8 protein-coding genes are annotated in these 12,561 nt (G+C 70.6%); 5 read left to right on the forward strand and 3 right to left on the reverse strand.

Going from position 1 to position 12,561, the window contains the following annotated elements; all coding sequences use genetic code 11:
• Nucleotides 1-54: 54 nt before the first annotated feature.
• Nucleotides 55-4,212, reverse strand: a complete 4,158-nt coding sequence (locus ACFOSY_RS31215) for an Eco57I restriction-modification methylase domain-containing protein (RefSeq protein WP_394313403.1) — start codon at nt 4,210-4,212, stop codon at nt 55-57.
• Nucleotides 4,212-7,568 carry a DISARM system SNF2-like helicase DrmD gene (gene drmD / locus ACFOSY_RS31220; RefSeq protein ID WP_394313406.1) on the reverse strand — a complete coding sequence of 1,119 codons (3,357 nt, stop codon included), beginning with the start codon at nt 7,566-7,568 and terminating at the stop codon, nt 4,212-4,214. Before drmD ends, ACFOSY_RS31215 begins: the two co-directional genes overlap by 1 nt.
• 385 nt (nt 7,569-7,953) lie before the next feature.
• On the opposite strand from drmD, the gene gdhA reads away from it, so the two are divergent.
• Nucleotides 7,954-9,312: an NADP-specific glutamate dehydrogenase gene (gene gdhA / locus ACFOSY_RS31225; protein ID WP_394313408.1), complete on the forward strand. Its 1,359-nt coding sequence runs from the start codon at nt 7,954-7,956 to the stop codon at nt 9,310-9,312.
• Nucleotides 9,313-9,345: 33 nt separating this feature from the next.
• Here gdhA and ACFOSY_RS31230 read toward each other — a convergent pair whose 3' ends face one another.
• Nucleotides 9,346-10,104, reverse strand: a complete 759-nt coding sequence (locus ACFOSY_RS31230; RefSeq protein ID WP_394313410.1) for a YqjF family protein — start codon at nt 10,102-10,104, stop codon at nt 9,346-9,348.
• Nucleotides 10,105-10,189: 85 nt separating this feature from the next.
• Here ACFOSY_RS31230 and ACFOSY_RS31235 point away from each other — a divergent pair, with 85 nt between their 5' ends.
• From ACFOSY_RS31235 to ACFOSY_RS31250, 4 genes are all read left to right on the forward strand, one after another.
• The gene (locus ACFOSY_RS31235) at nt 10,190-10,522 is read left to right on the forward strand and encodes a cupin domain-containing protein (RefSeq protein WP_394313412.1); all 333 of its coding nucleotides are present in this window, start codon (nt 10,190-10,192) and stop codon (nt 10,520-10,522) included.
• Between the two features lie 84 nt (nt 10,523-10,606).
• Complete coding sequence (locus ACFOSY_RS31240; protein ID WP_394313414.1) at nt 10,607-11,254, forward strand: hypothetical protein; 648 nt, start codon at nt 10,607-10,609, stop codon at nt 11,252-11,254.
• A 24-nt stretch (nt 11,255-11,278) separates the two neighbouring features.
• Nucleotides 11,279-11,746 (forward strand): hypothetical protein, encoded by a 468-nt coding sequence (locus ACFOSY_RS31245; RefSeq protein WP_394313416.1) that lies wholly within the window; start codon nt 11,279-11,281, stop codon nt 11,744-11,746.
• A gap of 39 nt (nt 11,747-11,785) precedes the next feature.
• Nucleotides 11,786-12,316 (forward strand): hypothetical protein, encoded by a 531-nt coding sequence (locus tag ACFOSY_RS31250; protein WP_394313418.1) that lies wholly within the window; start codon nt 11,786-11,788, stop codon nt 12,314-12,316.
• The last annotated feature ends 245 nt before the right edge of the window (nt 12,317-12,561 follow it).

The raw sequence follows: 12,561 nt of genomic DNA on the forward strand, positions 1-12,561 counted from the left end.
TCAACGGCGCGCCCACCCTCGGCTGTTACTGGGGTGGGCGCGTTGGTGTATGGCTCAGAACAACGCGTCGGGTTTGGGGAACAGTCCGTCGTCAGAGAAGTCCTCCGTGGCATGCTGAGGGCTGCGTGCGGCGGCCCGCGCCTTGGCCTTGCGGGCGGCAGCCCTGCGCTTCTTGGCCTCGGGGGTGTGCAAGCCCTTGTCTAGCTCTTCCTTGTAGCGGGTGTGGTTCAACTCTAGGAGGCGGTCGAGAACTTCACTTCGGGCATCTGCGGCAATGGTGAACCGTGGGCCTTGTGGAGTTTCATGGAAGCCGTGCTTTAGATCGAGGTCAGCCCAGCCGTACGCCTCACACACCGCTTGGTCTATCTTCGTGTGTGCTTGACGAATTTCCTCGATGTCCTGAGCGGTTTCAGATTTTGAGTGGATCAGGTTGTATAGGGCTGTAAGGCCGATATTCCGAGTAGACATGGCTTCTTGCTGGATTTTTTCCAAATTCTCTCCAACGGCACGTGTTTCGGAAAAATTTTGAGGCCGAGGAAACTTCTCGTATACGTCAGAGGGTGCGTATCTGAGATCTCCACGCATATCTCCTGAATGCTTTAGCGCCCACCAGTAGTGCATAGAGCTAGACAGGACGGCCAGTTCGGAGCTGCTGCATGTTGGGAAAATAACGACCTGCTCGCTCATGACCTGGCTGGTAGACACGCGCACCGGCACTACAGTTTTGCTCACGCGAGCAATCACGACTACCTGCTGCATGCCTTCCAGCGCCGCAAGCATTGCGGGCCGCTTCTCAGCGAACTGCCACCAGTAATCTCGGTATACCTTGCGGTTGTTCCGCGTCCGTTCGGGCTTGACCTCGCGCTCCACAATGGCGAAGACATCTGCATATTCTGCTGCTTTCGCTTCCGTCCAGTCGTGGAAGTTGATTACCCATCGGCTAGCGGATGCGCCTGGTCGCTGGTTCAGGTCCTTACCGTTGAGATAGGGAAATAGTACGTCCGCGTTTCTGGCGTCTTTCGCGATCAATGCCTGAGCTTGCCTGGCTGACAGTACGAAACCTTTTCCCAACACGTATGACCCGATAAAAGACTGTGCCTCATTTTCGACTAGTGGATACGGAGTCCCCGTTGCCCGTGATGTGGGAAGTAGCGCTGGCGTAATCCCTCGTACCTCGTTGCCGTCTAGCAATGGGGCCTCATCTTGACCGACCATTCCTGTCAGCCAGAGCAATGAGACGATCACCGCAGCAGTCCCCAGCCATGGCTGGGCCTTCACCGCTCGGTATACCGTCCAGCCGTTTGCCGTAGCCTGGTCGAGTCCGACCTCTCGGGTGTCCCCCTGGGCGATCGTATTGGTAGCAATGATTCCCGTACGACGCCCCGGCGCTAGCGAAAGATTCCGCAGCAGGAAGTAAGAGCACAAGTCGGCGCTGCCCCGCTTCCCGCCCCCGATCCGATTGACCAGATACTCGCGGTAGTCGTGGCCTAGCGCACCCGTGAGCTTCTGCCCTCCCACGAACGGCGGATTACCCACCACTGCATCGAACCCGCTGGAGCCCTCGACCCCCATAATTTCGGGAAACTCCAATGGCCAATGCAACGGCCGAATCGCCTCAGCCCTCGGCCCCCTCAGCCACCCCTCCACAATCCCCCGAGCCCGCTCCGCAGCCTCCTCGGCCTCGGCCCCGTCCCCCATCGCAGCCGCGACCAGCCCGGCCACCGCCTCCAGTCGGTTCCGGTACGCCTTCCCCTTGGCGTCCTCCTTGGCCTCGGCATGTGCCGCCCGCCCCCGCGCGCCCCCGACGTTCTCCACGCCGGTGATGTCACTGGCCTCCTCGTCGGAGATGCCCTCCGCCGCCAGCGCGGCCCCCACCACCGCGTCCGCCGCCAGCCGCAACTTGCCGCTCAGGGACTCGGCCTTCTCCAGCAACTCGACCTTGTCGCGGACCACCCGGATGTCCGTGACCGCCGTCGACTCGATCCTCCGGCGCAGCTCCGCCGCCTCCGACAGCAGCGTCTCCGTCACGTCCAGCGCCCGCGACACCTCGGGGCTCAACTGCCGTGCGCCCGAATCGAGATGGAACGCCTTCACCTGCTCCACATCGATGACCCCGACCAACGAGTCCCCGCACCGCAGCGCATGGTCCAGGAACGAGAACGGCCGCCCCTTCGACAGCGTGACCAGCCACAGCGACAGCTTGGCCAGCTCCACCGCCATCGGGTCGCGGTCGACCCCGTACAGACACCGGTCGGCGACCAGCCGCCGCGCCATCTGGTGCAGTTGCTCACGGTCGTCCTCGTCGACGTCCCGCGCGATCTCCGGCGGCAGGCCGTCCCTCAGCCACGCCTCGACCACCCGGTCGGACAGGTACCGGCACGCGGACACCAGGAACGCTCCCGAGCCCATCGCCGGGTCCAGCACCCGCAGCTTCAGCAGCTCCTCGGCCGTCTTCGCCCGCCAGACACCCGGCTCCGCGCCCTCCGCCGGACCCGGCGCGAAGCACAGCGGCGCGAGCGTGTGCTCGACGACCTCCTCCGCCAGCGCCTTCGGCGTGTAGTGCGTACCGGTGTCGCGCCGGTTGCCCGACCGCACCACGACGACCGAGCCCGCCGGCCACACCTTCGGCTCACCACGCAGGTCGATGCCGTACAGCCCCGAGAAGGCCGCCGCCCGCCCGGTCAGCGCCGCGTCGCTGCCGCACGCGGTCTCCAGCTCGGCGGTGACGGCACCCGACTTGGCCAGCGCGGCCGTCACCGTCGCCGGCTTGGTCCCGGACGCCGCCGCGACCTCCTCCGCCAGCGTGCCGGCTTCCGCCCACTCCTCCAGCCGGGCCAGCGGCAGTACCGCCTCGTACTTCTTGTCCCGGCCGAAGGACACCCCGACGTACGGCTCGTCGGCCCAGCGGCAGCCGTACTCCAGCAGACCCTCGTAGACATGGCCGATCTGCTCGACGTCCAGGCCCTTGTACGACAGCCGCTCCTCTCCCTTGAACCCCTTGCGGGCGCGCAGGGTGAGGAGGGCGTCGAGGATCTCGTAGACGACCCGGTCGGTGACCTTGGCGTCCACCAGCCAGGGGAAGCGGGCCGGGTCGAAGAGGGAGCCGCCGTACGGGGGGATCCACAACCGGTCGTGGGTGCAGCCGCCGTGGATCGCGGCGAACGTGGCCAGCAGGCGCGGCCAGGTCGCGGCGGAGCGGTCGCCCAGTTCGCCGCCGTGCAGGCGACGGGCGGTGCGCAGTTCCTCGTGCAGCGGGCCGACGGCGTACGAGGCGTCGTACAGCTCGTCGCCCGCCGGGAGGAGGCGCTGCTCCTCGGCGTAAAGGAGGAAGACCAGGCGCATCATGACGGTGAGCGCGCCCTCGTAGACCTGCTGGGCGGGGACGTCCCGCAGCACGGCGCCGTGCGACTCGCGGTCGAGCCGGGACACCTCGGCGACCAGCAGGGAGACCGCCTCGCGGACCTGACGACCGAGGGTGTCGGTGACCTCGGACTGCGCGGCGGCGGTGCGGGCGAACAGACCGGCCGTGGAGTCGGACGGCTTGCCCGCGGCGTCCAGCGGCGGGCGGACGATCCGGCGGGCGGTGAGCAGGCTCGCGAAGGCGCGGGCCAGCAGCGGCTCCTCGGACCACAGGTCGGCGTCGAAGACGGCGACGGTCGTGGCCTCCTTGGGGCGGGCGTGGACGAGGGCCCACTCGCGGCCGTTGGTCAGCAGGGCGAGCGGGACCTGGCGGGCCCGGCACAGGTCGGCGGCCCGGTCGGCGAGGGAGGGCTGCTCCCCGCGCGGGCGGGTGAGGGACGCCTCCCACTCCGGCGTACGGAACAGGAGGGCGCGGGGGGTGAGCCCCGACTCGCCGGGGCCGAGGAGGACCGCGTCGGGGGTGTTCGCGCCGGCCCGCAGCGACTCGGGGATCGCGGAGCCGTCACGCAGGCCGGGGGAGCGCCAGCCGAGCAGCTCGTCGAGGACCAGCTTCTCCCAGGCGTGACGCAGCAGCGCCGGGTCCTCCTGGACCTCCGCCCAGGCCTGCCGCAGCCGTGTCCACGTCTCGGCCGGGATGGTGTCCAGGCCCTGCGGGAACGCGCCGACCAGCACCGGCAGGGAGACGAACGGGCCGTCGGGGCGGAGCAGGCGCAGCCAGTCCTCGTGCTGTTCCGCCGGTGTGGGGACCTTGCCCTTCGGCGGCACCTTCTTCTTGGCGGCGGCGGTCGGCATCAGCGGGTCTCCTGGCGGGCGGTCACGGTGAGGGAACGGGGGACGAGGAAGGTGACGGACACCGGGAACCAGCGTGTGGTGGGGTCCGCCCAGCGGCGCCGCAGGGCCGACGTCTCCGACTCGATCACGTCCGGCAGCCGCCGCAGGCGCTCCTGGAGGGCTTCCCGGTCGGCGTGGAGCTGGCGGCGTTCGTCGTCGACGTCGAACAGCGACTCCTGCTGCCAGTGTCCCGTATCGTCCAGGCGCTCCCGGATCGACCGGCCGAGATCCTCCAGGACCGCGCGCATTCCGTCGACCTCCTCCTCACAGCGCTTGGCGAGCAGGGTCTGCAGAGAGCGGAAGCGGCGGTTCGCCTGGGTGTTCAGGGCTCTGGAGAGCCGCTTGTCCAGGTTGTCCGGCCACAGCGCGGACAGCTCGTCGCGGATCCCCTCCGGCGGCAGGTCGTCCGTCGCGGCGGCGAGCCACTTCTCGACGTCCTCCTTCTTCGCCACGGCGAGCTTCCCGCTCTCGATGAGACCGCCCGCCGCGATCACCTCCTCGTGGAGGCGGGCGCCGCCGCTGCCGCTGATCACGACACGGCCGTGCGCCACGACGGCGGGAGTGCGCAGGACACCGTCCGGGACCACACGGGCCGTCACCCGGGACAGCTTCCTTTCCTGGAGGCCCTGGGGGGCCGGGCGGCCCTCGCCGTCCGCGTGCCGCGGCCGCGCGTCGCCGCCCGACCACAGCTCCGCCCGCAGCAGCCGCAGACACATCTGCGTGAGCCGGTGGCCCAGGTGGAGGTAGACCACGTCCGTGCGGTCGCGGGCCTCGGCCTCGTCGAAGACGACCGGGCGGTCCGCGCCGGTCAGCGGGTGCCGCAAGCCGTCGTTGCGGGCCCGCGCCCAGGCACCGGGCAGCTCGGGGAGCCGGAAGCAGTTGGCGTTCTTGCGCGGATCGGGGTCGGGAACCTCGATCAGGTCCTTGCGGTGGGCGAGCTGGAGGCCCGTCCGCACGACCCGCTCCACCGTCGCCGCGTTCAGGTGCAGCTCCTGCCGGCTGTCCGTGAGGGCGTTCACCAGCTGCTCCAGGTCACGGGCGAGGTCCCGCTCGACCTTCAGCACCGCCTTGCCGGACCGCTTGGTGATCTCCGCGTCGGCCGTGGTCCAGTTGGAGCGGCGCCCCAGCATCTTCTGCTCGACCTGCGCGGCGATGACCTCGCCCGCGCTGCCCAGGTCCTCGCGGATACGTTCGGTCTTGCGGGCGGCCACCGCGAGGAAGTGCATCTCGTCCTCCAGCGCCCCGTCCTCGTACCCGGAGTCCGTCTGGTGGTCGTGGGCGGCGTCGAAGCCCTGCCAGCCCTCCGGGACGAAGTGGTGGACGTCCACCTGCTCCGCCCGCTGCCCGTGCCGGTCGACACGGCCGTTGCGCTGCTCCAGGCGGTTGGGGTTCCACGGGATCTCCCAGTGCAGGACCCGGTGGCAGTGGGCCTGGAGGTTGATGCCCTCGCTGGCCGCGTCGGTGCCGAGCAGGATGCGCACGGGGGACAGGTCCGGGCTCTCCTGGAACACCGTCTTGACCTGCTCGCGTTCCTTCGGGTCCTGGCCGCCGTACAGCAGGGCGATCCGGTCCGCCGGATACTTGGCCGCGAGCAGCTGCTCGTACAGCCAGCGCTGGGTGTCCCGGTACTCGGTGAAGACGATGACCCGCTGGTCCTCCCACTCACCGAGAGGACCGTCCGGGCAGGTGATCTCGTCCAGCCACTCACGGAAGCGCGCGAACTTGGCGTCCGGGCGCTTCCCGGCCGTCACCGCCCAGGCGTCCAGCTCCTTCAGCAGGGTGCGCTCGCGGTCCGACAGCGGGCGCATCGCCTGGCGGGCGGCGGTCAGGGCGCGGGCCGTCGCCTCCGCCTGCTCCCGCTCGCCGTCCTCCTCGGCCTCCTCCACGCCGTCGATCAGCGGCCTGAGCACACGGACGCTCGGCGCGGGAGCGGCCTCGCCGGCGGGAGGCCTCGACGTCATCGTCTCCAGGTGCGTGGCGATGGTCTCCGCGAACGCCTTCGGCGACGACAGGAACCGCTTCTTCAGCAGCGTCGTCACGAAGTCCGCCGCCGTCCCGCCGGCCTTCCCGCCGCCGTTGCCCTCACGGCGGGAGCGGGCGTACTCGGCGAGCTTCGCGTAGGCCGCCCGGGTCTCGTCGCCGTACCGCACCTCCAGGGCGTGCGGCACGCGCTGAGGGAAGCGGGGCTTGTCGTTCCACGTCCGGGGCAGCTCCGACTTCAGCCGCCGCACCATCACGCGGCGCAGCTGCTCGTCCGTCGGCTTGACGCCGCGCGCGAAGCGGTGGTCGTCGAGGAGTTCGAGGAGCGCCGTGAAGGACTCCAGGTAGCCGTTGTGCGGGGTCGCGGAGAGGAAGAGGCGGTGCTCGCAGTGCGGGGCGAGGAGCTTCACGGCCCGGGTGCGCTGGGAGTCGACCGCGTACCTGCCCGTACCGGACGGGGCACAGGTGTGGACCTCGTCCACCACCAGCAGGTCGAAGGCGCGCGGGTACTCCGGCACCGGCGGGAGGATCTCGCGCAGCATCCGCATCGGACGCTCCCGCTTCAGCCAGTCGACCGACACGATCAGACGCGGGTGGTGCGTCCACGGGTTGGCGTAGAGCCCGGCCGAGCGGCGCAGCTCGCGCAGCAGTCTCGTGTCGACGATACGGAAGTCCAGGCCGAACTTGTCCCGCATCTCGTCCCGCCACTGCAACGTCAGCCCGGCGGGGCAGACGATCAGCATGGAACGCGCCCGGTGCCGCAGCATCAGCTCCTGCATCACCAGGCCGGCCTCGACGGTCTTGCCGAGGCCGACGTCGTCCGCGATCAGCAGGTTCGTGCGGGGCATCGACAGGGCGCGGACCACCGGGTCCAACTGGTAGTCCTGGATCTCCACACCGGAACGGAACGGCGCCTGCAACGCCGTCTTGTCGGCCGAGGCGATGGCGCCCCAGCGCACGGCGTCCAGGAACGCGTCGAGACGGCCCGGCTCGTCGAACCCGGCGGCCGGCGACGGCAGTTCGTACTGGTCGTGGACGCTGGTCGCCTGCTCCAGCTCCCACACCACCCGCAGCTCCTCGTCCCGGGCGTCGTCCTCCACGGACGTCAGCGAGACGAGGTGCGGCGCGGCGGCCCCCGCGCTGCGGGCGGGGTCGTCGGTGGCCAGGGCGGAACGGGTCACCTCGGTGACGACCCAGGGACGATTGCGTACGGTCACCAACTGGCCGGGGGCGACGGGTGCCGCGCCGTCGGCGGGGCGGGCGAGGTCGGGGCCGCCGTCGGCCGCCGTGTCATCAGTGTCATCCGTTGCCGGCCGTACGGCTGCCCCACCCGTCATGATGCCCCTGTTCTCCCGTTCCGCCGGATCGGCGACGCCCCGTACGGTGCCCGTCCGCGCCGCCACGAAAGCCTAAAGGGCGATGTGGAGGATGTGTGCGCGTATGGCGAGGACCGGATCAAAACCCACCGGCGCTCCGGACTCCGTACACCCTGTCCGGACATCGGATGATCCTGCCCGCCGTCCCGTTCTCCGCACGCCAAGTCCCGCACAGCGGACGATCCGACCCGCCCCTTGGTATCCAGTTAACACAGGGGTAACACTGGGAAGGTCGGCCGACCTGTCGTATACGACCAGGGCGGCCGCTGTCCTGCGCGCGGCAACGGCGCCGAGCGCCCCTCACCGGCTATCTGTACCGGTGTCAGCCGCGCCAGAAAGGGATTCCGTGACCTCACGCCCCGACCCCAAGACCTCGCTCGACCGGCTCCGCGCCGAGGTGGAGCGCCGTAACCCCGCGGAGCCTGAGTTCCACCAGGCCGCCCGTGAGGTGCTGGAGACGCTCGCCCCCGTGCTGGCCGCCCGGCCGGAGTACGCCGAACCCGGTCTCGTGGAGCGGCTGGTCGAGCCCGAGCGGCAGATCATCTTCCGGGTGCCGTGGACGGACGACCACGGCCACGTCCACGTGAACCGGGGCTTCCGCATCGAGTTCAACAGCGCTCTCGGCCCGTACAAGGGCGGCCTGCGCTTCCACCCCTCGGTGAACCTCGGGATCGTCAAGTTCCTCGGCTTCGAGCAGATCTTCAAGAACGCGCTCACCGGACTCGGCATCGGCGGCGGCAAGGGCGGCAGCGACTTCGACCCGCGGGGCCGCAGCGACGCGGAGGTCATGCGCTTCTGCCAGTCGTTCATGACGGAGCTGTACCGGCACATCGGCGAGTACACCGACATCCCCGCCGGTGACATCGGCGTCGGCGCCCGCGAGATCGGCTACCTCTTCGGCCAGTACCGGCGCCTCACCAACCGCTGGGAGGGCGGCGTCCTCACCGGCAAGGCGGCAGGCTGGGGCGGCTCGCTGATCCGCCCGGAGGCGACCGGCTACGGCAACGTGCTGTTCGCCGAGGCCATGCTGCGCGCCCGCGGCGAGGACCTGGAGGGACAGACGGCCGTCGTGTCCGGCTCCGGCAACGTCGCCGTCCACACCGTCCGCAAGCTCATCGCCCTCGGCGCCAACCCGGTCACCTGCTCCGACTCCGGCGGCTACGTCGTCGACGAGAAGGGCATCGACGTGGAGCTGCTGCGCCAGGTCAAGGAGGTCGAGCGCGGCCGGGTGAGCGACTACGCCCAGCGCCGCGGCGGCTCCGCGCGGTACGTGCCCGGCGGGCGCGTCTGGGAGGTCCCCGCGGACATCGCGCTCCCGTCGGCCACGCAGAACGAGCTGACCGCCGACGACGCCGCCGTGCTGATCCGCAACGGCGTGAAGGCGGTCTCCGAGGGCGCGAACATGCCCACCACGCCCGACGCCGTCGACCTCCTCCAGCAGGCCGGCGTCGCCTTCGGCCCCGGCAAGGCGGCCAACGCGGGCGGTGTCGCGGTCAGCGCGCTGGAGATGACGCAGAACGCGTCGCGCACCAGCTGGAAGGCCGACCAGGTCGAGGCCGAGCTGGCCCGGATCATGACCGACATCCACACCACCTGCGCCGAGACCGCCGAGCGCTACGGCGCCCCCGGCGACTACGTGACCGGCGCGAACATCGCCGGGTTCGAGCGGGTCGCGGACGCGATGCTGGCGCAGGGCGTCATCTGACGTGTATGCCGTACGACCCCGCGCACCGCGCCGTCACGGCGTGGGGATGCCCGCCGGGCGGGCCGGGCGGCCGAAGCGGGCCGGGACGCCCGGCGAGTACAGCACGCTGACCGGCGCACCGCCCGGCGCGGGCAGCCCCGCCGCCGCGACCAGGTCCTCCGCGCACTCCAGCAGCTCCGCCCGGTACAGCGGCCAGCGCGGATGCGCGTTCGGCAGATACATCGGCCGCCCGAAGAACACGCCGTGCATGCCCCAGCGGGCGGTGAGGAAGTGCTCCAGCTCCGTCGGCTCGGCGACCGCCTCGCCCCGCCGCACCGTGAGCCGCGTACCGGCGCCGCGCGGCCCCGGCCAGCGGCGGGACGCGGTGTACGTGACGGTGCGGTCGTCCACGTGCCGTACCCGCATCCGGGACCAGACGTACGGCATCCCGAAGCCGAGCCGGCCGACCAGCACCGGAATCAGCCGGGAGGCGTCCAGGGACAGGAACACCACCCCGCGCCGGCCGTGGTCGTCCACCGAGTACAGGCGGACGTTGGTCTCCGGGAAGTTCCCCAGGTACGGCACGCCCGGCAGCCGCAGCCACCCCACCCGGTGCATCCGGAACGCGACGAGACCGACGTACGTCACCCCGTCGAGGGTGTCGGGCCTGGCACCCGGCGGCAGCAGCGGGGCCACGTCGGCAGGGTCCGCCGCCCAGTGCACGAACGTCAGGTCCAGCCAGGACTGCGTGAGCAGCGGACGCGCGATCGGCTCGGGAGGGTCGGGCGTGACGGGCTGCGGGGTCGCGGGCACGGCGCCAGTATCGCGGACGATGCGGACCCCGCGGTGGCCCACATGGCCCTGGCCGGAGCCCGGAGGAGTCGGCCACGCTGGACGTATGCAGAAGCTCTCGCTCGACGCCCTCGCCCGCACCCACCTGGAACAGGCCGCCACCGCCTCCAGCGGCCGCAGCGCCACCACCGTCTTCGGCGGCCACGAGCACACCCTGCGCCAGACCCTCCTCGCGCTGACCGCCGGCACGAGCCTCGCCGAGCACGACAGCCCCGGTGAGGCCACCCTGCTCGTCCTGCGCGGCCGCGTCCGCCTGACCAGCGACGACGCGGAGTGGGAGGGCCGCACCGGCGACCTCCTCGTCATCCCGGACGCCCGGCACGGGCTGGAGGCGCTGGAGGACGCGGCGGTGGTGCTGACGGTCGCGAAGAGGGGGTGACGACTGACGGCCCCGCGCCGCACGCGGCGACGCCTCGATGGCACGATGTCGGGACGTCATCGACCGAAGGGGGACGCCGGCGACATGGCCCGTTACATGGAAGCGCTGACCGTCGAACGGGGCGGTTTCCGGATCAAGGTGCCGGAGTCCTGGTGGGAGTTCGACGTCCGTCCCGAGTCGCGGGACGACGCGATCCACCGCATGGTGAGCGAGCGGGTGCGCGCCCACCCGGAACTGGCCCCGCACCGCGACACGTACATCTCCTTCCTGCGCAAGGCGGCGGCGGACGCCTGGAAGTCGGGTGCGCTGTACTGCGGCTGCATGGCGGAGAGCTTCGGCGGCGACACCCCGATCACCGGCTCGGTCACGGTGTCGCTCGTCGGCGGCCGCACCAGTAAGGGCGACCCCCTCCCCACCGACCCGGAGGCGGTCACCGCGCAGCTTGCCGTCAAGGAGGCGAGGCGGGAGGGCGACTCGTGGCGCAAGGTGACGACGGTCGACATCCCGGGCGTGGGCCCGGCGGCCCGGACGTACGGCATCGAGGACGTACCGGTGCCGGGGGACGAGCTGAACCGCACGATCCGGGCGGTGCTGATGCAGACGTTCATCCCGGTGCCGGGCCAGGAGGGCAAGGTCGCCCTGGTCGCGGGCAGCAGTCAGGTCCTGGACCTCGCGGAGTCCTTCTTCGACATCTTCGACGCGATCACGTCGACGTTCCGGTTCGTGGACTGAGCGGACTGAGTGGACCGAGCGGGCATGACGCGGTCGTGGGACTGGGTGACGGGGGAGGGACTGCTGGGTCTCGACGACCCGGCGGAGTGGGACGCCGCGTTCGAGCGGGGTGAGCGGAGCCTGGGCACGGCGGCGATCGGCCTCGCCTTCAACTGCCCACTGGAAGACGCCTCCCCGCGTCTCGTCCGCGCGACGCAGCTCCCGGACACCGACCAACGGGGCTTCGCCTTCACGGCGGTGGGGACGGCTGCGCGGCTGAACGGGGCGCTGACGCCGGACCTGTACGAGGTGCTGCGGGCTGCGGGCCCGGGCCGCAGGAGCATCGCGGTGAACGCGGTGGACGACACCCTGACCTTCGTACCGTTCCGCGACCTGCCGCCGTGGCTGAAGCGGTGGGCGGTCTACGTAACGGTCCGGGACAAGCTGGAAGCCTGGTGGTTGCGGGGGGAGGATGCGGCGCATCGCGTGTGGCAGGTCGTGCGCCGTGGATGACGCGGCACTGGCGGAACGGGGATTGGGAGGGGGCTGGATGTGATCGTTCCGTCGAGACTGCTGGGAGACCTGCTCGGACAGATCCACCAGGAACGAGCGGCTCATCTGGCACTGGACTTCGCACGGCACGTCCTGGATCTGCAGCGGGACGAGATCGAGGAACCGGTCTCGGTGGCATGCCTGGAGTACATGGACGCGGTTCATGAGGCGATCGGTCTCGGATCGGCCGTGCCCCGTCTGCTGGAGGCGGAGGAGCGGCTGAGGGCGGTCGCCCAGCGGAGGACGGGCAACCGCTTCTTCCTGGCCGGGGGCGCGGACTTCACCATGGACGCGGCGCGGGTCGGTGCCGGGCCGATGCTGGACAGGGCGTACGGGCGAGGCCCGTTCAGTCACCCGTCCTGCCTGTCCGTCGCCCGTCAGTTGCAGGCGGAGGCCGGCCGCTGGGCCGCGCGACACCGTGACGACGATGCCGACGAGCGTCTCACCGCCCGCCGCGCCCGCTGGGAGGAAGCCCGCTGGCAGGTGCGGCACGTCATCGCGTCGGAACCGAACCCGCACGGAGACGCGTGAGGAGGAGCGGCCCTGCGCATCGGCATGAGAGGTGAGTAACGCCCGACTGACGCCCCTGCGGCGAGAAGGGCCGCTCTTTCGGTCGAACTGCCGTGCCCGGTAGGTTCACGTGTGCATACGGGTGTTGACGATGTGCGCGTGACGGGGGTTGCGGGATGGCGGGTCACCGGCCGACGGACTGGCATGTTCTCGACCTGGACAAGGACCCGACCCCCGGTGACCCGGAGCGGGTGCGCAGGCTCGCG

The organism is Streptomyces lusitanus, assembly GCF_042647945.1.
Lineage (GTDB): Bacteria > Actinomycetota > Actinomycetes > Streptomycetales > Streptomycetaceae > Streptomyces > Streptomyces pseudogriseolus.